The organism is Ensifer sp. Root423, assembly GCF_001426275.1.
Taxonomy (GTDB): domain Bacteria; phylum Pseudomonadota; class Alphaproteobacteria; order Rhizobiales; family Rhizobiaceae; genus Ensifer; species Ensifer adhaerens.
In genome coordinates this window covers 78,583-101,732 of the sequence record NZ_LMEG01000012.1, presented here as the reverse complement: position 1 = coordinate 101,732, position 23,150 = coordinate 78,583, and the positions used below count along the sequence as shown (strand labels likewise).

Here is a 23,150-nt window from a genome sequence, read left to right as displayed (position 1 = left end):
CGCTCCTTGTCGGAGCGCCCGCCTTGATTTTCGCAATCGCCTGATAGCAGGACGTTGCGCTATCTTCAATGCGCGGCGTGACGCCGCGCCCCATCGCCTGTTAGGCGGCAGCGCGGCCGTTGACGGCGCCGCTCTGCTCGATCGCAGCCTTCAGCGGCTTCACGAGGTCGAGCTTCTCCCAGGAGAAGGAACCGTCGCGGCCAGCCTTGCGGCCGAAGTGGCCATAGGCAGACGTCTTGGCATAGATCGGCTTGTTGAGGTCGAGATGACGGCGGATGCCGGTCGGCGACAGGTCCATCGTCTTGCGGATCGCATCCTCGACCTGGTCTTCCGAAACCTTGCCGGTGCCGTGCAGGTCGACATAGATCGACAGCGGCTGGGCGACGCCGATGGCGTAGGACAGCTGGATCGTGCAACGGTCGGACAGGCCGGCGGCAACGACGTTCTTTGCCAGGTAACGGGCAGCATAGGCGGCCGAACGGTCGACCTTGGTCGTGTCCTTGCCCGAGAAGGCGCCGCCGCCGTGCGGTGCGGCACCGCCATAGGTGTCGACGATGATCTTGCGGCCGGTGAGGCCAGCATCGCCATCCGGGCCGCCGATGACGAACTTTCCGGTCGGGTTGATGTACCAGGTGCAGTCGTCGGCGATCTTCAGATCGTCGAGGGCTTCGCGGATATAGGGCTCGACAACCGAGCGAACCTTGACCGAATCCCAGGTGTCATCGAGGTGCTGCGTCGACAGAACGATCGAGGTGACTTCCGCCGGCTTGCCGTCGACGTAGCGTACGGTGACCTGGCTCTTGGCGTCAGGGCCGAGCTTGGCGACTTCGCCCTCGCCCTTCTTGCGGGCAGCGGCGAGCAGGTTGAGGATGCGGTGCGAATAGTAGATCGGCGCCGGCATCAGCTCGGCGGTCTCGCGGCAGGCGTAGCCGAACATGATGCCCTGGTCGCCGGCACCTTCTTCGCCCTGCTTGTCGGCAGCGCTGTCGACGCCCTGAGCGATGTGAGCAGACTGGAAGTGCAGGAGCACGTCGATCTTCGCCGTCTTCCAGTGGAAGCCGTCCTGCTCATAGCCGATCTCGCGGATCGCCTTGCGGGCGGCGGACTTGAACTTCGAGGGGTTGATGACGTCGTTGCCGTCCTTGTCCTTCTTCAGAAGGCTCGGCGGCAGGCGCACTTCGCCGGCAATCACGACACGGTTGGTGGTCGCCAGCGTCTCGCAGGCGATACGCACGCCCCAGGGATCGACACCGGTCTTGGCCGCTTCGCGGTAGACCAGGTCCACGATCTCGTCGGAGATACGGTCACACACCTTGTCCGGATGACCTTCGGCTACGGATTCACTCGTGAACAGGTAGTTTGCACGCATGCGGGAAGTCCCCTCAATGAAGAAAAAGCGCTGGCACGGTGTTAGTGGTTTTGCGACCGAAAAACAAGCACACAACGACATAAATATATCTTTATATCGCCATTGCAGCCAATCACTTTGGTGCGCCGGAGGGAAAGGCGCGCAAGAAAAAAGCGGCACAAATGGCCGCTTTGTTTTTCAAGTCCCGACGGGAACGTTGGAACTATTCGCTTTCTGCTTCCGCAGCGAGTGCCTTGACGAGATCGACGAGCCGGCGGCGAACCTTCGGGTCGGTGATCTTGACGAAAGCGCGGTTGAGCTGCAGCCCCTCGGAGGACGACAGGAAATCGACGACGTAGTTCGAGCTGGAAGCTTCTGCCATGCCGGACTGACCGGCAGCGTTATCGCCCGGGGCGTCTTCGAAGAAGAAGGAAACCGGAACGTTCAGGATGCCTGAAATGTTCTGCAACCGGCTGGCGCCGACGCGGTTCGTGCCCTTCTCGTACTTCTGGATCTGCTGGAAAGTGATCCCCAGACTTTCGCCGAGCTTCTCTTGGCTCATGCCAAGCATCGTACGGCGAAGACGAATCCGACTTCCGACATGAATGTCGATCGGGTTCGGCTTCTTCTTGTTTTCGATCATATCTGCGTTCCCAAACACGCTGTTTCGTTTATCCATCGCCCAGCATGAGACCTACGCTCACCGAAGCGACCGCCAGGGTGATAAGGACAGAGCCAGCACAACAAGGACGATGGTGCGGACCACTATGCAATTTTAGGGGTTTTAGGTCAATTCTTCCTAATATTAAAACCAAAACGCGAAAACACTGCAACCAGAAGGAGGAAGATCGCACCCAGCCAGAAAACGCGGCTTCGCATAGCGTCGTCCAACGGGGTAGGCATCCTTCCCGGCAGAAGTGTGTCGACCACTCCCCTATAATTGTAGGATAATCCTACCATTAAAACCCCACGTGCATCAACAATTGCTGATATACCGCTGTTTGCCGCTCGGACAAGGGGGGTGCCGGTTTCAACGGCCCTTAATTGTGCCTGATGGAAATGCTGGCGCGGGCCTGGCGTATCTCCGAACCAGGCGTCGTTGGTAACATTGAGAAGCACATCGGCCCGGCGCGCGGCCCCATCGATCTCGTCCGGGAAGATCGCCTCGTAGCAAACGAGCGGATACAGCGTGCGGCCGCTGGGCAGCGTCAGCAGCGAACGGTTCTTGGCCGCTGTGAAGCCACCGGGCATCGACGCGGCGACCGAACTCAGGCCCCAGGAAGACAACAGATCCTCGAAGGGAAGATATTCGCCGAAAGGCACCAGATGCACCTTGTCGGCAGCGCCGATGATCTGGCCCCGACCGTCGATCATGTAGATCGAGTTGTAGTAGCGGGGCGGCAGACCGGCGCCGGCATCCTCTACGCGCACCGCGCCGGCAATCAGGATCTGGTCGTCATCAAGCACCTCGGCGATACGCGCCAGTGCGTCCGGATTGTCGGTGAGGATGAAAGGGATCGACGTCTCGGGCCAGACGACGATATCCGGCCGCTTGCCGTCTTTCTCCGGAGCCACGGCAGTCAAAGCCAGATGCTCCTCGAACACCGCGGCACGCTCGCCGTCATCGAGCTTCTTTGCCTGGTCGATCACCGGCTGGACGAGGCGCACGGCCAGCGGCGGCTCGGGCGAGGCCGGCGCCGGCTGCGCCAGGCGATAGAAGCCGAAGCCCACATGGCCGGCAAAAAGCACGACGGCGATCGTGAGCCCGATCCGGCTCCCGCGGCCCGTCGCGATCAGGGCGGGAGCGGCAAAGACGAAGACGGCGAGCATGTTGACGGTCGCGAGATTGATGACGCTTGCCGACTGCATCATCAGCGGCATCGGCATGGCCGCATAGCCGATCGCATTCCAGGGAAAGCCGGTAAAGAGGAAGCTGCGCAGCCATTCGGCAAGCCCGAAGCCCAGGGCGAGTGCGGCGATGCGCCCGACGCCGTCGGACCAGAAAAGGCGGGCGATCAGCGTCGCCAGCGCATAGAACAGCGCGAGAAAGGCCGGCAGGCCCACGACGGCGAGCGGCAGCGCCCAGGCGAACTCGTCGGCCTCGACGAGCAGCGCATTGCCGAGCCACCAGAGACCACCGAGGAAGTAACCGAAGCCGAACCACCAGCCGACAACCGCAGCCGGCCAGAGCCGGCGGATGAAGCCACCGTCCGGACTTCCGGTCGCACCGTCGAGCAGCCAGACGAGAATCGGGAAAGCGACGAAAGCAAAGGCGAAGATGCCGAAGGGCGGCTGGGCCAGAACCGCGAGCAGCCCCGCGAAGAAAGCAAGCAAAGCCCGGGGGAACCCGGAAAGTAGCATCACCCTGCCAGCCAATCTTGCCATACAGCCTCCAGTCGATCCCGCAGCCTGCCACAGCGAAGGAGCGAAACAACACCCGAATCAATCGGGGCCAGTCTTTCAAAAAACCGGCTGCCTGTCCCCTTTCGGGGCTGGATTAGGGGGGCGAGACGACGGTTCCGGCCCTTGGTCGGTGTTTACGACACAGCCTCGGGAGATGTCACAGGTGGGGGGAGGACTTCCCGCGCGCGCAGAAACGCGCGGGAACCGGACAATTATTGTTCGTCGGCCGCTGCCTCGGGGGCGGCTGCACCGTTGGCGCGATTGAGCGCACCGGTCTCCGCAATCGTCTCGCCTTCCGGTCTCAGGACGCGGCGGCGGGCGGGCGGGCGCTTGCGCATGATGCGGACGCGCTTCACGCGGCGCGGGTCGGCGTCGAGGATCTGGAACTCGAAGCCCGGGATCGCCTGAACGACCTCGCCGCGTACGGGAATGCGGCCCAGTGAAGCGAAGATCAGGCCGCCGAGGGTGTCGACGTCTTCGAGCTGTTCGCGCACGTCGAAGTCGGGACCGATCGCCGCGGCGATCTCTTCCAGCTCGACACGAGCGTCGGCGATAAAGACATCGTCCGAAGTGCGCGCGAACATGACTTCGTCATCGTCGTGCTCATCCTCGATGTCGCCGACGACCATCTCGACGATGTCTTCGAGCGAGACGAGGCCATCGGTTCCGCCATATTCGTCGATGACGAGCGCCATCTGGATACGGGCCGCCTGCATGCGCTGCATCAAGTCGGAGGCCAGCATAGAGGGCGGCACGAAGAGAAGCTGGCGGACGATGCCCGCCTCTTCCAACGACTTGCCGAGATCGACACGTGAAAGGTCGAAACTTGCCTTGGGCGAGCGCGGCGTCTTTTCGGACGCAGCCGTCGTCGACGCCTGGGCCTTGCCGTTACGCCGGCGATTGCGGGCCTGTTTGGTGACGTAGGACAGCAGGTCGCGAATGTGGACCATGCCGCGAGGGTCATCGAGCCCGTCGCTATAGACCGGCATGCGCGAGCGGCCGGATTCCTCGAAGATCACCATCAGCTCGCCGATGGTGATGCTCTGATCGACCGCCTCGATGTCGGCGCGCGGGACCATGACGTCCTCGACCCGGACCTCGCGGAAGCGCAGGATGTTGTTGAGCATCGCCCGTTCGCCGGGCGAAAAGACCGTGTTGCTGTCGGCATCGGTCTGCAGCGCGTCAGCAAGATCCTCGCGCAGGCTCGATGGACTTGCGCCGCGCAAAAGGCGCGCGGCCCGGCTCCAGAAGGTGGAAGTGGATTTCGTGCCCTCGTGTCGAGTGGCGGTGCTACTACTGCCCGCCTCCGCCTCTCCGGAGGCATCTGCCTCCTCGGTCGCCAGCGCGACAGGCTGTGTTTTATAATCGCTCATCGGTCCAAACTGTTAATCCGGGGTACGATCCCCGTAGGGGTCAGATAAGCCAAGACGCGCCAAAATGCGAGTCTCCAGGCTTTCCATTCTTTCGGCTTCATCATCTTCCATATGATCATAGCCGAAAAGATGCAGGAATCCATGCACGAGAAGATGCGTCAGATGCTGATCGAAGGACTTCTCGAGCTCCACCGCCTCGCGCTCGAGGGTTTCGCGGGCAACGATGATGTCGCCGAGCATCGGTCCGGGCATCGATCCGGGCGTCACGGGAAAGGCCGGGAAGGACAGAACGTTGGTCGGCTTGTCCTGGTTGCGCCACTCGGCGTTGATCGCGCGCATGGAGGCATCGTCGGTGAAGACGAGCGAGAGCTCCGGCGGCATCTTCGGCAACGGCTGCTTTTCTTCGCTTGCGAGAAAGGCTGCCGCCACTTCGAGCACGGGCGACGAGAAGGCGAGCAACGCCTCTTCGTCCGGCCAGTTGCCCTCTTCCACGCTGATCTGGATATCCAAAGCCGTCATGATCGCAGCGACCGCCTGTTAGCGGTCGCCCTGCTCGCTTTCGTCGTGCACGGCCGTATGGGATTCGTAGGCCTTGACGATGCGCGCCACCATCGGATGGCGAACGACATCGACATCCTTGAAGCGGACCACCGAAACGCCCTCGACCCCTCTCAGGATCTGCAGGGCCTCGACCAGGCCCGATTTAACGCCGCGCGGCAGGTCCACCTGGCTCGGATCGCCGGTGACGATCATCCGGCCGTTTTCGCCAAGACGGGTCAGGAACATCTTCATCTGCATCGATGTGGTGTTCTGTGCCTCGTCGAGGATGACGGCAGCATTGGCGAGCGTACGGCCGCGCATGAAGGCGAGCGGCGCGATTTCGATGACCCCGGCGGTGATCGCGCGTTCGACCTTGTCGCCCGGCATCATGTCATAGAGCGCGTCGTAGAGCGGCCGAAGATAGGGATCGACCTTCTCCTTCATGTCGCCCGGCAGGAAGCCCAGGCGCTCGCCCGCCTCGACGGCAGGGCGAGAGAGCACAATACGATCGACGGCGCCGCGCTCAAGCAGCTGTGCGGCGTGGGCGACGGCAAGATAGGTCTTGCCGGTACCCGCGGGGCCTACGCCGAAGACGAGCTCGGACCGCTCGAGCGCTCGGATATAGGCATCCTGCGTTGGCGTACGCGCGGCGATCGTCTTCTTGCGCGTCGAAATCTGCGCCATTGTCAATTTGGCTTTACGCTCCATGGTCGGCAATTGTAGCTGATCGTCGGCGGCAACCGCCATACGGATCGCACCCTCGACATCAGACGTATCGATCGACGCGCCGCCCTGCAACCGCCCGTAGAGATAATCGAGAGCACGGCGGGCCTGGTTGGTGGCGACGACGTCACCCGAGATCGCGACGGAATTGCCGCGCGGCCGAGCGTCGATGCGCAGGCGCTCTTCGAGAAGCTTCAAGTTCTGATCGAACTGGCCGAAGAGCTCGCTGGCGAACCGATTGTTCTCGAAGGTCAGCACGAAGTGATTGGCGTCTGTCGCAGTTGTTTTCGACTGGCGCGTGGATGAAGAGATCAATTCGTGTCCGTTCAAGCGGTTCAGGCTCCTTGTTTTCGGTCCTTACCCGATCATCTCCGCAAACAGGCTGTTCGGCCCGGCCTTGATGATTCGCACCTTGATAATGTCACCGATTTGCGATGCTTTTGCATCAACATTCACCGGCTGCAGCCACGGCGATCGCCCGACGAGCTGGCCGGGCATGCGCCCTTCCTTCTCCAAAAGCAGGTCGATTTCGCGGCCGACGCAGGACTCGGCAAAGGCGCGCTGCTGGGAAAACAGCAAAGCCTGCAATTTTTCCAAGCGCTTGGCTTTCACGTCCTCGGGAACCTGGTCGCCGAGCTCGGCGCCCGGCGTGCCGGGACGGGTCGAATATTTGAATGAAAATGCCTGTGCATAACCCACGGCTTCGACGAGGCGCATGGTGTCCTCGAAGTCTTCATCGGTCTCGCCGGGGAAGCCGACGATGAAATCGCCCGACAATGCGAGGTCCGGCTGGACGGCGCGGATGCGCGCGATCAGCGCCAGATATTCCGCCGCCGTATGCCTGCGGTTCATCGCCTTCAGGATACGGTCGGAGCCGGACTGCACCGGCAAGTGCAGGTAGGGCATCAGCTTTACCATCGAGCGATGCGCCTCGATCAGGCTGTCGTCCATGTCGCGCGGGTGGCTGGTGGTGTAACGCAGCCGGGCAAGACCCCCGATCTCGCCAAGACGCGAAAGCAGGTCGCCAAGGCCCCATTCGCGGCCATCGGGCCCGACGCCGTGCCAGGCGTTGACGTTCTGACCGAGCAGGGTGATCTCGCGCACGCCGCCCTCGACCAGCTTTTCCGCCTCCGAGACGATCTGGGCGACGGGGCGGGAAACCTCGGAGCCGCGCGTGTAGGGCACGACACAGAAGGTGCAGAACTTGTCGCAGCCTTCCTGAACCGTCAGGAACGCGGTAACGCCGCGCATGCGGGTCTTTGCCTTGTCGGGTGCCGGCAGGTGTTCGAACTTGTCTTCGACGGCATACTCCGTCTGCACGACACGCTCGCCGCTGCGGGCGCGCTTCAGCGCCTCGGGCAGCCGGTGATAGGTGGTCGGGCCGATCACCAGGTCGACGGCCGGTGCGCGCCGCAGGATCTCGTTGCCTTCGGCCTGCGCGACGCAGCCGGCAACGCCGATCACCATCTCGCGGCCTTCCTTGGCCCTTTCCTTCTTCAGATCGCGCAGGCGGCCGAGTTCGGAATACACCTTCTCTGCCGCCTTCTCGCGAATGTGACAGGTGTTGAGCAGGACGAAGTCTGCGTCTTCCAGCACATCGGTCGAGACGTAGCCGTCCCGCGACAGGGCGTCCGTCATGCGGTCGGAATCGTAGACGTTCATCTGGCAGCCGTAGGTCTTGACGAAGACCTTGCGGGCCGGGGCGCGCTCGTCGCCCGTGGCGGGCGTCGTCGACAGAAGGGCGGTTTCCTGGGTCATGCCGGGTTCTTTAGTGCAAAGCGGTCGGAAGTTGAAGTATTTTCGGCGCAGCGGTCCTTGCCCGGGGCGTTTCAAGCCCGCCCGCGCAGACGATCCGACAGCATGCTGCGGATGCGCTGCTCGACCGTGCGGCTCACCTCCTTGCGATTGGTATGGCGGTCGTAATCGATGGCCTCACCGAAATCGACGTCGACTTCGATCGCGCCCTCACGCAGGATGCCGAGCAAATGCGGCACCAGTTCGGTGTCGCCCGGCCAGGCGGCGATCGGCCGGTTGAAGCGGCCCATCGGCATGCCATGGATACCGGTATAGGAGATCGCGACCGGCTGCACATGCACGAGACCGGTCGGCGAATGCGGCACGGCGGAAGCGGCAGCCCCGAAAAGCGAGGTCTTGATCTCCAGCAGACGGTTGCCGTCGGAGGTCGTTCCCTCGGGAAAGAGCACGACGATTTCACCGGCCGCCATGCGCTCGCCGATTTCGCTCACCTGCTTGCCGGTCGAGCGCTTCTGCTCGCGCTCGACGAAGATCGACGCCTGCAGCCGGGCAAGCACGCCGAAGACCGGCCAGCCCTTCACCTCGGACTTGGCGACGAAGACGACGTCGGCAACCGAGGAGAGCACCAGAATGTCCTTCCAGGAGGCGTGGTTGGCGCAGATCAAAAGCGGCCGGCGGCGATCCGCCATGCCATGAACGCGCACCTTTATGCCAAGAAGGTAACAGGCGAGCCGGTGCCAATATCGCGGCAGACGGCGCCGGGGTTTCAGATCAAGCCAGAGGCAGACGACCTGAAGCGGCATCAGCACGAGCGAAACCAGCGCCAGAAGCGCTGCGAAGATCGCGATCCGTAGCCAATTGACCATCCGGGAAGAGTTTTCCTGCGCGAGACCTTGAGAATCTCGATGATCTGGAGCCGAACCGCGGCGCGATCATCGTGACCTGTTCCGATAGGGTAATGCGGGATGCGGGCGGAAGACCGCCTTGGCCTTCCTCATCCTGCCCCTGTCCGTGTCGGGACTAGCGAAGATCGAGCCGCATGACAAGCGCGGCGGTCCGCTGGCCGGCCTTGTCCTGGTAATAGGCGCGGCGTTCGCCGACCTTGTTGAAGCCGAGCTTACGGTAAAGCCCGATTGCCGGCTGGTTGGTCTCGTCGACTTCGAGGAACAGGGCCTCGGAGCCCTTGACCAGCGCTTCACGCATTGCCGCCTGCATCAACCGCCAGCCGAGACCGGAGCGCGCATAACGCGGCTCGACACCGATCGTCAGGATTTCCGCCTCACCGGCAACCGCACGCGACAGGACAAACCCACCGAATGCCGGGCGAAAGCTGCCATTGGTCTGCCGGGCGACAAAGCCGAACACCGTCTCTTGGACCAGAAGCGCATGGATTTCGCCATCGCTCCACGGGGCCGCGAAACGCTGACGGTGCAGCGCCGCCGCGGCAATCAGGTCCGCCTCCTCCAAGGGGAAGATGTCGAACTCGGTGCGGCGGGTGAAGTAATCGGTGAAGCTCATCTCGGTCTATGCTCGGGCAATCGCGAAGCCCGCCTGCGGCTTGGCGTCGGGGCCTCGGAGATATAACGGACGCGGCTTGGCCGAGGCTGGATCGGCAGCGGCACCAAGTTTGGCGACGGCGGCGACATCGATGAGTTCTGAAGGCTTGAGCGGTAGATCGGCAGCGACGAGATGCGCGCCGGAGCCGCCTATGACGCCGTCGAAACCGGCAAATCGTTCGCGCGCACTTCCGACGGAGAGTGCTTCGGGCTCACCCGTGGCGCTACCGGTCGCATCGAAAGCCTGGAGATAGACCTCGTCCCGCTTGGCGTCGATGGCGACAAGGACGGGCTTTCCGGCGGCCGTCCGGCGCAGCCCCTCGGCCACGACCGCAAGTGTCGAGACGCCGACGGCGGGTTTGCCGAGCGCAAGCGCCAGGCCGCGAGCGGCCGCTACGCCGACGCGAATGCCGGTGAAGGATCCCGGGCCGACAGTGACGGCGATGCGGTCGATAGCGTCAAGCGACCGGCCGGACGCAGCCAATGCCTCGTCGACGAACTCCATCAGCCGCTCGGCGTGTCCCTTGCCGAGATCGGCCCCGGAACGCCCGAGCACGGCTTCCGTTTCGCTGTCATAGACGGCAACGGAGCAACCGGAACCGGACGTGTCGAGCGCAAGTACAATCATTTCAACGCAGGATCTTTCAGACGCCACAAGCCGCAAAGCCGATCGGGCTTTGCGGCAAAATCGATACGCGAAACCGGCGCGCCGGACAGGCGCGCGCTATATCAGACGGCCTCGACGGCCTCCACCTCGGGAACGAAGTGGCGCAGCAGGTTCTGCACGCCATGCTTCAGCGTCGCGGTGGACGACGGGCAACCGGAGCAGGCGCCCTTCATGTTGAGGAACACAGTCCCATCCTTGAAGCCGCGGAAGGTGATGTCACCGCCATCCTGGGCGACGGCCGGACGTACGCGGGTTTCCAACAGTTCCTTGATCGTGGCGACGATCGTTTCGTCACCCTCGTCGAAGAACTCGTCTTCCTCGTCGGACTGCTCGGCGCGGCCGCTGCCAGCCATGATCGCCTGGCCCGACATGAAGTGCTCCATGATCGAACCGAGGATCGCCGGCTTCAGGTGCTGCCATTCCTGGCCTTCCTTGCTGACGGTAATGAAATCGTAGCCGAAATAGACGCCGGTGACGCCGGGGATCGAAAACAGCCGTGCCGCGAGCGGCGAGCCGGCGCGTGCTTCTTCCTCGTCGCGGAACTCGGCCGTGCCGTTTTCCAGGACGACCTTGCCCGGCAAAAACTTCAGCGTCGCCGGATTCGGCGTGGCTTCGGTCTGAATGAACATGTCTGTCTCCGTTTCGCCGGAGCGGCATCCGCCCAGCTTTTTAGAATAATTCAAAAGAATATAGGAGCATGGCCGTCTAGTCGCAAGAGCACATAGCGACGCAGGTCAACTGAGCGCGTCGATCTCCTCATCCGTCAAGGCATCCGGGATGACCGTGACGGGGATCGGAAAGGCCGCGGCCTTGCCGGCAATGGACGACACCAGCGGACCGGGGCCTTCTTTCGCCGAGCCGGCCGCGAGAACCAGAATGGCGATGTCGCGATCTTCTTCGATCGCCGCGTGGATCTGCTCCGTGGCCGTGCCCTCGCGGATGACGACCTCGGGCTCGATGCCGATCCGCTCGCGGACCGATTGGGACACCTTGGCGAGCGTCGCCTCGGCCTCCTCGCGTGCTTCCGCACGCATGATTTCCTCGACCCCCAGCCATTGCTGGAAGTCGCCGTCGGCGATCACATAGAGCAGGACGAGGCCACCATTGGAATTCTTGGCGCGCATGCCCGCATAGTGCACGGCGCGCCCGCATTCCGGGGTATCGTCTATCACCGCCATGAATTTGCGGCGGTGTCCTTCAAGTCGAGAGAGTCGGGTCGAGACCATAGGGTGAACAATACATCCCGCGCGAGCCGCCGCAAGGTCTGATTTTTGCGTTTCGGACGAGGGCACGGAAAAGTGCCCGAGGCTTTCCGGTCGAGGTTCACTTCGGCTAGCGAAGTCCGACCATCAAAATGAAACTGGGTCCGGGAGTTCCCCGGACCCAATCAATTTACTGCAGAAAGCCGATGATTTCGCGCACTTCGCGCATCGTCTTTTCTGCCCGCGCCCGCGCCCGCTCGCCGCCATCCCTAAGGATTGCGTCGATATGGGCGGTGTCGCCCATCAGGCGGCGCATCTCGGCCGTGATCGGCGAGAGAACCTCAACCGCAAGGTCGACCAGCGCCGGCTTGAAGACCGAGAACTGCTGCCCACCGAATTCGGCGAGCACCTGCTCCTTGGTCTTGTCCGACAGCGCCGCGTAGATACCGACGAGGTTGTCCGCCTCGGGACGACCCTTCAGACCGTCCACTTCGCTCGGAAGCGCGTCCGGATCGGTCTTGGCCTTGCGGATCTTCTTCGAGATCGTCTCTGCGTCGTCCATCAGGTTGACGCGCGAGAGATCGGAGGGATCCGACTTCGACATCTTCTTGGTGCCGTCACGCAGCGACATGACGCGCGGCGTAGCGCCACCGATCAGCGGCTCGACCGGCGGGAAGTAGGCATGGATCGGCTCTTCGCCGACAACCATGTCGACACCGTAACCAGCGCTGCGAATATGCTCCATGAAGTCGATGTTGAACTTCTGGGCGATATCACGCGTCAGCTCCAGGTGCTGCTTCTGGTCGTCGCCAACGGGAACATGGGTGGCGCGATAGACGAGGATGTCGGCCGCCATCAGACTCGGATAGGCCAGCAGGCCGAGCGACGCATTCTCGCGGTCCTTGCCGGCCTTGTCCTTGAACTGCGTCATGCGGTTCATCCAGCCGATGCGGGCGACGCAATTGAAGATCCAGGCGAGTTCCGCGTGCTGCGGCACGGCCGACTGGTTGAAGACAATATGCTTGTTCGGATCGATGCCCGAAGCGATGAAGGCGGCGGCGATCGAGCGGATCTGCCCCTTCAGGTCCTCATGCACGAGCTGCGCGGTGATCGAGTGCAGGTCGACGACGCAATAGATGCAATCGTTGTTTTCCTGCAGCGCCACGAACTTGCGGATCGCGCCGAGATAATTGCCGAGATGGAGATTGCCCGTCGGCTGAACGCCGGAGAATACGAGCGGCTTAAATTCGTTCATGTCGTCCTCAATAGGCTGGTGGAGGGCCCCAGGGCATGATCGCCCATGTAGCTAACGGACTGGCTTATGCACGCAGGATGAGAGGCAATCAAGAGGCTCGGAGAAGCCCCTTCATCCCGCCGGCTGCAGCAGATCCCAATGGTTGCCGAAGGGATCGCTGAAGACCGCCACGGTGCCATAGGGCTCATGGCGCGGCGCCTCCAGAAAGACGACGCCTGCGGCCAGCATCGCCGCATGGTCGCGGGAAAAATCGTCGGTGAACAGGAAGAACCCGACCCGCCCGCCGGTCTGGTTGCCGACCGCCGCCTGCTGGCGCTCGCCGTCAGCCTTGGCAAGCAGCAGCGCCGTTTCGACGGCCCCCTTGGGACGGACGACGACCCAGCGCTTGGTGGCGTCGAGAACGGTGTCCTCCAAGAGATCAAAACCGAGCTTGCCGCAATAGAAGGCGATGCCGGCGTCATAATCCGGCACGACCAGGGCAATGCGTGCGATCGTCTGGCGCATCAGTCACCCGCCTCCGGCGTTGCTGCAGGCTCCGCAGGCGCTTTCGCGCCCCGCTTGATGTTGCGGCGGATCATGCCGAGGCTCGCGCCGCCGAGGCCGAAGGCGAGCCCGAAGTAGATCACCATGGCGACTGCGACCAGGCCCGTCAGCGTCGTTGCCCGCGTCAGCAGGGACGCGGCAGAGGACAGTTCGAAAGCGAACCAGCCGACAGCGTAATACAGCGCCGCCGCCATGCCCGCCGCCGCGAGGACGAGACGCGGGATACGGGTCAGAAGCGGGATGTCCCTGCCCCAATGGCCGCGCCAGACAAGCGTTGCGAAAAGCAGCACGGCATTCACCCAGCCGGCAACGATCTCGGCGGTGGCGATGCCGCTCGCGCCAAGCCGTGGGAACAGGGTGAGCGCCAGGGACACGTTCACGACGACGGAAATCGCGGCGAAGATCATCGGCGTGCGCGTGTCCTCGCGCGCGAAAAAGCCGGGAATGAAGGCCTTGATCAGCACGAAGGCCGGCAGGCCGAGGCCGTAAATTGCCAGGATATGACCGACGATGATGGTCGATTCCGGCGAGAACTTGCCGCGCTCGAACAGCAACCGGACGATTGGCTCGGACATGACGAGCAAAGCGGCGGCGGCCGGCAGCGTCAGGAACAGCGTGAACTCGACCGAGCGGTTCTGCAGGTTCGAGGCCTCGTTGACATTGCCCGAACGCAGCGCGCGGGCGAGTTCCGGCAGAAGCACGGTTGCGACGGCAATGCCGACGACGCCGAGCGGAAGCTGATAGATACGGTCGGCATAGACGAGCGACGACACCGCACCTTCCTGGGCAGACGCAATGTTGGTGTTGATCAGGAGGTTGATCTGGGTGATGCCGCCGGTGATCGCCGCCGGCAGCGCCAGTACGAGCAGGCGCTTCACGTTGGCGGTCATCTTCGGGCGACGAAGGCCGATCTTGATGCCGGCATCGCGCACGGCGATCCAGACGATTGCGAGCTGGACGAGACCGGCGGCCATGACGCCCCAGGAAAGGCCGTAGCCGACCGCGATCGGATCCTGGCCCGCATACCAGGCATAGCCGAGCACGCCGATGAGGATGAAATTGAGGAAGACCGGCGCGATCGCCGCCGCGAAATAGCGGTGCAGCGAATTCAGCATGCCCGCCATCATCGCCGCCAGCGACATACAGGCGAGATAGGGGAACATGATCGCGGCAAAGACGATGGTGCTTCCGAGTTTTTCCGGATCGTCGGCAAAGCCGGGCGCGATCAGGTTGCTGACGATGAAGGGCATCGTCAGTTCCATCGCGATCGTCAGGAACAGGAGCACGGTGAAGAGGACGCCAAAGACCTCCTCGGAGAAACGCCGCGCCCCATCCATGCCGTTCGCCTCGATTTCCCGGGCAAAGAGCGGCACGAAAGCGGAATTGAAGGCGCCCTCGGCAAACAGCCGGCGGAAGGTGTTGGGCAGACGGAAGGCGGTGTTGAAGGCGTCGGCAACCGGGCCGGTGCCAAGCGCTGCCGCCATGAAGGTTTCGCGGATGAAGCCGAACAGGCGGCTTCCGAGCGTCGCGCCGCCGACGGTTGCAAATTTCTTGACCAGACTCATGTTTCGGCTTTTGTCGTTCTTTGAGCGGAGGAAACGCCCGGGGGCGGCGCGATGATGCCCGAGGGCATGCGGTCGCGCGCCTCGTCCCCCTCCCCGGCCATGACGGCCTTGAGGCGGGCGGCAATGTTCATCTGACGGTTTTCACTCGTCACCTTCTGGCCGACGAGATCGGTGACGTAGAAGGTGTCGATCACCTTTTCACCGAAGGTGGTGATGTGGGCCGAGGCGATGTCGAGCGAAAGATCGGATAGCACCGCGGTGATCTCGGACAAGAGGCCTGGACGGTCGAGGCCTTCGACTTCGATCACGGTGAACTTGTTCGACAGCGTGTTGCTGATCGTCACTTCCGGCGTGACGGTAAACGCCTTGGTGCGCTTCTTCACCTTGGTGCGGCTGGCAATGACTTCCGGCAGCCGCTTGCGGCCCGAAAGCACGTCCTCGATCAGCTTGCCGATGCTCGCTGCCCGGCGCATCTCGTCCTCGTCGACGGCGAACTCGCGGTTGACGAGGATGGTATCGAGCGCACGGCCGTCCGAGGTCGTGAAGATCTGCGCGTCGACGATGTTTGCGCCGGCGGCCGCACAGGCACCGGCAATCACGGTCAAAAGCCGCGGATGGTCGGGCGAAAGCACGGTGATTTCGGTGATCGCGTGGAACTGGTGGGTACGCACCATCGTCGCCAGCGCCTTGCCGGCGGCATCCGCCTCGCGGATGAAGCGCGCATGCCGGATCTGGTCTTCCAGCGCCACCGTCAGGAGATAGGGCTGGTAGTGCAGGCGCACGTAATCCTCGCGCTCCTTCTCGGACCAGTCCGTCAAGGCCTCGCCGAGCATGACGGCGGCATGGGCCGCACGCTCCTTGCGCGACAGCTCGGAGAAGCCGCCCGACAGCAACAGCTCGGTCTCGTAGTAGAGCGTGCGCAGAAGCTGTCCCTTCCAGCCGTTCCAGACACCCGGGCCGACGGCGCGGATATCGCAGACGGTCAGGACGAGCAGCATCTTCAACCGATCAAGCGACTGTACCCGCTCGGCAAAGTCGACGATCGTCTTGCGGTCGTTGAGGTCGCGCGTCTGGGCGACCATCGACATCAGCAGATGCTCCTCGATCAGCCAGGCGACCAGCTCCGTCTGCTTCGGCGACAGCCCGAAGCGCGGGCAGAGCTTGCGTGCCACCTTGGCGCCGGCGGTCGAGTGATCCTCCGGCCGGCCCTTGGCGATGTCGTGCAGCAGCACGGCGACATAGAGCGCCTCGCGCTCCTCGATCCCCGGCATCAGCTTGGCGACGAGCGGATGGGCCTCCTCCTCGATACCGCCTTCGATGCGCGACAGCACGTCGACGGTGCGCAGCAGATGCTCGTCGACCGTATAGTGATGATACATGTTGAACTGCATCATCGAGACGATCTTGCCGAAATCCGGAATGAAGCGGCCGAGCACGCCGGCTTCGTTCATGCGCCGGAGGATCAGCTCCGGCTTGCGGCGGGACGTGAGGATCGACAGGAAGAGGCGGTTCGCCTCCTCGTTTTCGCGCAGCGCCGGCTTGATCAGGCTCAGCGACCGCGTGACCTGGCGCAGTGCCGCCGGGTGGAATTCCAGCCCGTTGATATCGGCGATGTGGAAGAAGCGCAGCAGATTGACCGGATCGCGCTTAAAGACGTCGGGGCTTGCAAGCGCGATGCGACCGCCGTCGTCGACGAAATCGAGCGTTCCGGCAATCTTGCGGCTACGATGGGTGAAGCGGCCGATGAGCCCGGAAATGCCGGGCGCGTCCTTGGCCTGCTGATCTTCGAGTGCTGCGCAGAAGATACGGGTGAGATCGCCGACGTCCTTTGCCACCAGGAAGAAGTGCTTCATGAAGCGTTCGACGGCTGAAAGGCCCGGATGGTCGTGATAGCCGAGTGCCTCGGCGATCTCGCGCTGGATGTCGAAAGAGAGCCGTTCCTCGGATTTTCCGGTGAGGAAATGCATGTGGCAGCGCACCGCCCAGAGGAAGTCCTCGGCCTTCTGGAAGAGCTGGTACTCCTGCCGCGAAAGCACGCCGAGCTTGACGAGGTCGGCGGTGTCCTTCAGCCGGTAGAAGTACTTGGCGATCCAGAACAGCGTGTGCAGGTCGCGAAGCCCGCCCTTGCCTTCCTTGACGTTGGGCTCGACGAGGTAGCGCGTGTCGCCGGCCTTGCGGTGGCGCTCGTCGCGTTCGGCAAGCTTGGCGGCGATGAAATCCGGGCCGGTGTTGCGGACGATCTCATGATCGAAGCGCGTTTCAAGCTCGGCGCACAATGTCTCGGAGCCACAGATATAGCGCGTCTCGAGGATGGCCGTGCGGATCGTCATGTCGGCGCGCGATAGCCGGATGCACTCGTCGATGGTGCGGGTGGCGTGGCCGACCTTGAAGCCCAGATCCCAGAGTATATAGAGCATGAACTCGATCGCCGGCTCGGCCCAGACGGCCTTCTTGACCGGCAGCAGGAACAGAAGATCGATGTCTGAACCCGGCGCCAGCGTGCCGCGGCCATAGCCGCCGACCGCCGTCACGGCGATCCGGGACGCGGGCGGTGCATTGGCTGCGTCGAAGATCTCGTTCAGCACGAAATCATGCAGCACTGTAATCAGTTGATCCTGCAGCCAGGAAATACGTTCGGCGCAGAGAATGCCAGCACCATCGGCGTTGAACAGCTCGCGGGCCTTCGCCCGGCCGGCGACATTTGCCTGCTTGAAAGCCGCCAGCAATGCCTGACGCATCGGGTCGCGCTGTTCGGCGTGGGCCGAGGCGATGAAGTCGCATTTTGCCCGGAGCGCTGCGACGTCGAGGATTTCGGGAAAGAAGGTTTCGTGTCTGCCCATGAAGTGCCGAGGGGCGTCCTGTCCGACTGGTTGCGTGGTCGTTCGCTGTCAAGCGCTCCTGCATGATCCTTGCGACCGAGGCCGAATAAAGACCACACAACAATTCGAGCGCCGCGCCCGCAAAAGCGTGCGGCGCTGTATAGCCTTTTTACAGACGGCTTGCACAGGAAAAAGGCGTAGCGCCGCTTCGGCCAACGGGTGATAGAGTGCGAGCGGAAAACCGCACGCACGTCCTGTCATCCCGCCTTGGCGGCGCTCAGTTCCTTCTTCAGCGCATAGAGCGCATCGAGCGCCTCGCGCGGCGTCATGTCGTCGGGGTTCAGCGCCTTCAGCGCCTCGTCGATCTTGGAGTTTCCGGCGGGCTTCACCTCTTCACGACGGATCGCCACCTGGAACAGCGGCAGATCGTCGATCAGTTGGCTCGCCGGGTTCTTGCGATCGGCGTCCTCGAGCTTGGCGAGCACGTCCTTGGCGCGAGCCACGACCGAGGCCGGCAGGCCAGCGAGACGCGCGACCTGAATGCCATAGGAGCGGTCGGCGGCGCCCGGACCGACCTCATGCAGGAAGATCACATCGCCGTGCCATTCCTTGACGCGCATCGTCGCGTTCGAGAGACGGCCGAGTTTTTCCGAGAGCACGGTCAGTTCATGGAAGTGGGTGGCAAAGAGGCCGCGGCAGCGGTTCGCCTCATGCAGGTGCTCGACTGCCGCCCAGGCGATTGACAGGCCGTCGAAGGTGGCGGTGCCACGACCGATCTCGTCGAGGATCACCAGCGAGCGGTCGGTCGCCTGGTTGAGGATCGCCGCGGTCTCGACCATCTCGACCATGAAGGTCGAGCGACCGCGCGCCAGATCGTCGGAGGCGCCGACGCGGGAGAAGAGCCGGTCGACGATGCCGATATGGGCGCTCGCGGCAGGAACGAAGGTGCCCATCTGCGCCATGATCGCGATCAGCGCGTTCTGGCGCAGGAAGGTCGATTTACCGCCCATGTTGGGACCGGTGAGCAGCCAGATCGCGCCACCCTCCTCGCCCTCAGGCGGAGAGAGATCGCAGCCATTGGCGACGAAGGCATTCGATGCCTGGCGCTTCAGTGCCTGCTCGACCACCGGATGTCGGCCGCCGTCGATGGCAAACATGCGCGAGCGGTCAACGGTGGGGCGGGCATAGGCCTGCTCCTCGGCAAGGACCGCAAGCCCGACCGAGACGTCGAGGGTCGCAAGCGCGAACGCTGCCGCCTTCAGCACCTCGGCCGCGGCAACGACCTCCGCCGTCATCTGGTCGAAGGCTGCGAGCTCGATCGACAGCGCCCGGTCGGCGGCGTTGGCGATCTTGCTTTCAAGCTCGGCCAGTTCCGTCGTGGTGAAGCGCATCGCGTTCGCCATCGTTTGGCGATGGATGAAACGGGCGCGACCGGCGTCGGTGTCGGTCATCGAGCCGGCATTGCCCGCCGTCACCTCGATGAAGTAGCCGAGCACGTTGTTGTGCTTGATCTTCAGCGACTTGATGCCGGTCTCTTCGGAATATTGCAGCTGCAGCCCGGCGATCACCCGGCGCGACTGGTCGCGCAGGCCCCGGACCTCATCGAGCTCGGCATTGGCGCCTTCGCAGACGAAACCGCCGTCGCGCTTCAGAAGCGGCAGCTCGTCGCCAAGCGTCGCATCGAGCAGGCCGAGCAGGCCTGCGGGAAGCGCATCGATTGCGGCGCGCGCATCCTTCAGTTCGTCCGAGAGGGTGCCCGCCGCCATCAACCGCGAAATCGACGCAGACGCGTGCAAGCCGGCCTGGATGGCACCGAGGTCGCGCGGGCCGCCGCGCCCGAGCGCCAGTCGCGACAGGGCGCGCGGCATATCCGGCGCGCGACGTAGCGCATCGCGCAGGTCGCCGGCAAAGGACGGCTGGTCCGCCAGGATCTCGATGGAATCGAGACGCTCATTGATACGGTCCGGGTCGGTCAGCGGCGACATCAGCCGCTCGGCAAGAAGGCGGGCGCCGCCGCTTGTCACCGTGCGGTCGAGCGCCTTCAGCAGCGTGCCCTCGCGCGCGCCGGACAGCGTCTTCACCAGTTCGAGATTGCCGCGGGTCGCCGGATCGATGAACAAGGTCGAGGCGGCACTTTCGCGCTCCGGCGTGCCGAGTGCCGGGCGTTCGGCAAGCTGGGTCTTCTCGACATAGGAGATCGCCGCGGAAGCGGCTGCGAGTTCCGCACGGGAAAACGTGCCGAAGCCATCAAGCGTCTTGACGCCGAAGTAGCGGCTGATGCGCCCTTCCGCCGTGGCGCTGTCGAACAAGACCGCCGGCTGCGGCACGGCAACGCGGCCGAGCACGTCGAAGACGGGCCTTAGTTCCGGGTCGTGAAACACGGTGTCTGCAAGGATCAGTTCGCGCGGCTCGATACGCAGGATGTCCGCAAGCAGCCGGCTCTCGGCTGTCTCGGCGAGGCGGAAGATGCCGGTCGAAATGTCGATCCAAGCGAGCGCGTAGGCAGGCTCGGACCCGCTCTTGATGCGCGCCAGCGCCATCAGATAGTTGGTCTCGGACGGCGAAAGCAGTTTCTCTTCGGTGATCGTGCCCGGAGTGACCAAGCGCACGACGTCGCGGCGCACCACCGACTTGCTGCCGCGCTTCTTCGCTTCCGCCGGGTCTTCCACCTGCTCGCAGACGGCGACGCGAAAGCCGAGACCGATCAGTTTCTGCAGGTAATCGTCGGCCGCATGTACCGGCACGCCACACATCGGAATTTCCTGACCCATGTGCTGGCCGCGCTTGGTGAGCGTGATGCCGAGCGCGCGCGAGGCTTCGACCGCGTCCTGGAAGAACAGCTCGTAGAAGTCGCCCATGCGGTAGAACAGCAGCGAATCCGGGTTGTTCGCCTTGATCTCGATGAACTGTTCCATCATCGGCGTCGCCGTGGAACGGCTTTCCTCGCTCGCCAATTCGGCTGCGGATAAAACCTCCCCCGCGCGGGTCGAATAGTCTGTCACGAAATTCATGATTGTCCCGAAAAAAGAGATGGCACACTATCGCCAAGGAATTATAGACGACAACCATAAAGAGGCGCGCCGCAAGGCTCGCCCACAGGAGGATTGAGGAAACATGCCGGCCACCGACAAGACCGATCGCACCATGACGAGCGTCACCGCGCAGGAAGCGCTCGATTTTCACTCGCAGGGTCGTCCCGGAAAGCTGGAGATTTCTCCCACCAAGGCGATGGCCACCCAGCGCGACCTGTCGCTTGCCTATTCTCCGGGCGTCGCAGTCCCCGTGAAGGCGATCGCCGAGGACCCCAACACCGCCTATGACTACACGACGCGCGGCAACATGGTGGCCGTGATCTCGAACGGCACGGCCATTCTCGGCCTCGGCAACCTCGGCGCACTTGCGTCAAAGCCTGTCATGGAAGGCAAGGCCGTGCTGTTCAAGCGCTTTGCCGACGTCGACTCCATCGACCTTGAAGTCGATACCGAAAACGTCGACGAGTTCATCAACTGCGTGCGTTTCCTCGGGCCCTCTTTCGGCGGCATCAACCTCGAAGACATCAAGGCACCGGACTGTTTCATCATCGAGCAGAAGCTGCGCGAGGTCATGGACATCCCGGTGTTTCATGACGACCAGCACGGCACGGCGATCATCGCCGCAGCCGGCCTCATCAACGCGCTGGCCTTGACCGGTCGCGACTTCAAGACGACGAAGCTCGTCTGCAACGGTGCGGGTGCGGCGGCAATCGCCTGCATCGAGCTCATCAAGTCGATGGGTTTTGCCTCTGACAACATCATCCTCTGCGACACCAAGGGCGTGATCTTCGAAGGCCGCACCGAGGGCATGAACCAGTGGAAGTCGGCGCATGCGGTCAAGACCGAGCGCCGCACGCTCGCCGAAGCGCTCGACGGCGCCGACGTGGTCTTCGGCCTCTCGGCCAAGGGCGCCCTTTCGGAAGACATGGTGCGCTCGATGGCGCCGCGGCCGATCATCTTCGCCATGGCCAACCCGGATCCGGAAATCACGCCGGAAGAAGTCGCCCGCATCCGCGACGACGCGATCGTCGCCACCGGCCGTTCTGACTATCCGAACCAGGTCAACAACGTGCTCGGCTTCCCCTATATCTTCCGTGGCGCGCTAGACGTGCGCGCGACGACCATCAACGACGAGATGAAGATCGCAGCGGCTGAAGCGCTGGCGAGCCTTGCCAAGGAAGACGTTCCTGACGATGTCGCCGCAGCCTACCAGGGCAACCGTCCGCGTTTCGGTCCGCAATACATCATCCCGGTCCCCTTCGACCCGCGGCTGATTTCGGCGATCCCGATGGCGGTTGCGAAGGCGGCGATGGAAAGCGGCGTCGCCCGCAAACCGATCACCGACCTCGAAGCCTATGGCCGGCAACTCTCCGCCCGCCGCGACCCGATCGCCTCGACGCTGCAGCGCATCTACGAGCGCGTCCGGCGCCAGCCGAAGCGCATCGTCTTTGCAGAGGGCGAAGAGGTGCAGGTCATGCGTTCTGCAATCGCGTATGCCAACCAGCAGCTTGGCACCGCCATCCTGCTCGGCCGCGAGGAGCGCATGCGCGAGACGGCAGAGCGCGAGGGCATCGACCTCGACCGCCCCGGCATCCAGATCGTCAATGCGCGGCTTTCCAAGCGCGTCGGCGCCTATACGGACTATCTCTATGCCCGCCTGCAGCGGAAGGGCTTCCTCTTCCGCGACGCCCAGCGCCTGATCAACAACGACCGCAACCACTTCGCCGCCTGCATGGTGGCGCTCGGTGATGCCGACGGCATGGTGACGGGCCTGACCCGCAATTATTCGACGGCACTCGAAGACGTGCGTCGCTGCATCGACCCGAAGCCCGGCCACCGCGTCATCGGCGTCTCGATCGCGCTTTGCCGCGGCCGCACGGTGCTCGTCGCCGACACGGCGGTTCACGACATGCCCTCTTCGGAGGAGCTTGCCGATATCGCCGAGGAAGCAGCCGGCCTCGCCAAGCGGCTTGGCTACGTGCCGCGCGTGGCAATGCTTGCCTATTCCACCTTCGGCCATCCCCAGGGCGAACGCTCTGAGCGGGTGCGCGAAGCGGTCAATATCCTCGACAAGCGCCGCGTCGATTTCGAATATGACGGCGAGATGGCCGCCGACGTGGCGCTCAATGCTCGCGTCATGGAGCAATACCCGTTCTGCCGCCTCTCGGGCACGGCAAACGTGCTCGTGATGCCGGCGTTCCACTCGGCATCGATTTCGACCAAGATGCTGCAGGAACTCGGCGGCTCGACGGTGATCGGCCCGCTGCTCGTCGGCTTCGACAAGTCGATCCAGATCGTCTCGATGTCGGCCAAGGATTCCGACATCGTCAACATGGCGGCGATCGCGGCCTACAACGCCGGCATGTAGG

The 23,150-nt window shown here is 63.4% G+C and carries 18 protein-coding genes; 1 reads left to right on the top strand and 17 read right to left on the bottom strand.

Features of this window, described 5'->3' with window-relative positions:
• Nucleotides 1–100 precede the first annotated feature (100 nt).
• The 17 genes from metK to mutS all read right to left on the bottom strand — a co-directional run bounded on the left by metK (nucleotide 101) and on the right by mutS (nucleotide 20,760).
• Nucleotides 101–1,369 carry a methionine adenosyltransferase gene (gene metK / locus ASD01_RS13135; RefSeq protein ID WP_034797391.1) on the bottom strand — a complete coding sequence of 423 codons (1,269 nt, stop codon included), beginning with the start codon at nucleotides 1,367–1,369 and terminating at the stop codon, nucleotides 101–103.
• Nucleotides 1,370–1,571: 202 nt separating this feature from the next.
• Nucleotides 1,572–1,991, bottom strand: a complete 420-nt coding sequence (locus ASD01_RS13130) for a helix-turn-helix domain-containing protein (RefSeq protein WP_034797393.1) — start codon at nucleotides 1,989–1,991, stop codon at nucleotides 1,572–1,574.
• Nucleotides 1,992–2,137: 146 nt separating this feature from the next.
• Nucleotides 2,138–3,733: an apolipoprotein N-acyltransferase gene (gene lnt / locus ASD01_RS13125; protein ID WP_034797395.1), complete on the bottom strand. Its 1,596-nt coding sequence runs from the start codon at nucleotides 3,731–3,733 to the stop codon at nucleotides 2,138–2,140.
• 230 nt (nucleotides 3,734–3,963) lie between these two features.
• Nucleotides 3,964–5,124, bottom strand: a complete 1,161-nt coding sequence (locus ASD01_RS13120; protein ID WP_034797397.1) for a hemolysin family protein — start codon at nucleotides 5,122–5,124, stop codon at nucleotides 3,964–3,966.
• Nucleotides 5,125–5,136: 12 nt separating this feature from the next.
• Nucleotides 5,137–5,643 carry an rRNA maturation RNase YbeY gene (gene ybeY, locus ASD01_RS13115; RefSeq protein WP_034797399.1) on the bottom strand — a complete coding sequence of 169 codons (507 nt, stop codon included), beginning with the start codon at nucleotides 5,641–5,643 and terminating at the stop codon, nucleotides 5,137–5,139.
• An 18-nt stretch (nucleotides 5,644–5,661) separates the two neighbouring features.
• Nucleotides 5,662–6,717 (bottom strand): PhoH family protein, encoded by a 1,056-nt coding sequence (locus tag ASD01_RS13110; RefSeq protein WP_034797402.1) that lies wholly within the window; start codon nucleotides 6,715–6,717, stop codon nucleotides 5,662–5,664.
• 27 nt (nucleotides 6,718–6,744) lie between these two features.
• Nucleotides 6,745–8,145, bottom strand: a complete 1,401-nt coding sequence (miaB, locus tag ASD01_RS13105) for a tRNA (N6-isopentenyl adenosine(37)-C2)-methylthiotransferase MiaB (protein ID WP_034797403.1) — start codon at nucleotides 8,143–8,145, stop codon at nucleotides 6,745–6,747.
• 71 nt (nucleotides 8,146–8,216) lie between these two features.
• A complete protein-coding gene (olsA, locus tag ASD01_RS13100; protein ID WP_034797405.1) occupies nucleotides 8,217–9,008 on the bottom strand; it encodes a lyso-ornithine lipid O-acyltransferase in 792 nt (263 codons plus the stop codon).
• Nucleotides 9,009–9,162: 154 nt separating this feature from the next.
• The gene (locus tag ASD01_RS13095; protein WP_060519776.1) at nucleotides 9,163–9,660 is read right to left on the bottom strand and encodes a GNAT family N-acetyltransferase; all 498 of its coding nucleotides are present in this window, start codon (nucleotides 9,658–9,660) and stop codon (nucleotides 9,163–9,165) included.
• A 6-nt stretch (nucleotides 9,661–9,666) separates the two neighbouring features.
• On the bottom strand, nucleotides 9,667–10,326 hold the full coding sequence (tsaB, locus tag ASD01_RS13090) for a tRNA (adenosine(37)-N6)-threonylcarbamoyltransferase complex dimerization subunit type 1 TsaB (protein ID WP_034797409.1): 660 nt from the start codon (nucleotides 10,324–10,326) through the stop codon (nucleotides 9,667–9,669).
• 101 nt (nucleotides 10,327–10,427) lie between these two features.
• On the bottom strand, nucleotides 10,428–10,994 hold the full coding sequence (locus tag ASD01_RS13085) for a NifU family protein (RefSeq protein ID WP_034797411.1): 567 nt from the start codon (nucleotides 10,992–10,994) through the stop codon (nucleotides 10,428–10,430).
• A 105-nt stretch (nucleotides 10,995–11,099) separates the two neighbouring features.
• Nucleotides 11,100–11,591, bottom strand: a complete 492-nt coding sequence (locus ASD01_RS13080) for a universal stress protein (RefSeq protein ID WP_034797413.1) — start codon at nucleotides 11,589–11,591, stop codon at nucleotides 11,100–11,102.
• Between the two features lie 166 nt (nucleotides 11,592–11,757).
• Nucleotides 11,758–12,822 (bottom strand): tryptophan--tRNA ligase, encoded by a 1,065-nt coding sequence (gene trpS, locus ASD01_RS13075; protein WP_034797415.1) that lies wholly within the window; start codon nucleotides 12,820–12,822, stop codon nucleotides 11,758–11,760.
• Between the two features lie 111 nt (nucleotides 12,823–12,933).
• Nucleotides 12,934–13,326 carry a VOC family protein gene (locus tag ASD01_RS13070; protein ID WP_034797417.1) on the bottom strand — a complete coding sequence of 131 codons (393 nt, stop codon included), beginning with the start codon at nucleotides 13,324–13,326 and terminating at the stop codon, nucleotides 12,934–12,936.
• A complete protein-coding gene (gene murJ / locus ASD01_RS13065) occupies nucleotides 13,326–14,930 on the bottom strand; it encodes a murein biosynthesis integral membrane protein MurJ (protein WP_034797419.1) in 1,605 nt (534 codons plus the stop codon). The genes ASD01_RS13070 and murJ overlap by 1 nt, the downstream gene beginning before the upstream one ends.
• Complete coding sequence (locus ASD01_RS13060) at nucleotides 14,927–17,770, bottom strand: [protein-PII] uridylyltransferase (protein WP_034797421.1); 2,844 nt, start codon at nucleotides 17,768–17,770, stop codon at nucleotides 14,927–14,929. Before ASD01_RS13060 ends, murJ begins: the two co-directional genes overlap by 4 nt.
• Nucleotides 17,771–18,006: 236 nt before the next feature.
• The gene (gene mutS / locus ASD01_RS13055) at nucleotides 18,007–20,760 is read right to left on the bottom strand and encodes a DNA mismatch repair protein MutS (protein WP_034797424.1); all 2,754 of its coding nucleotides are present in this window, start codon (nucleotides 20,758–20,760) and stop codon (nucleotides 18,007–18,009) included.
• A gap of 103 nt (nucleotides 20,761–20,863) precedes the next feature.
• Here mutS and ASD01_RS13050 point away from each other — a divergent pair, with 103 nt between their 5' ends.
• Nucleotides 20,864–23,149, top strand: coding sequence for an NADP-dependent malic enzyme (locus ASD01_RS13050; protein ID WP_034797427.1), 2,286 nt, complete (start codon nucleotides 20,864–20,866; stop codon nucleotides 23,147–23,149).
• Nucleotide 23,150: the final 1 nt, after the last annotated feature.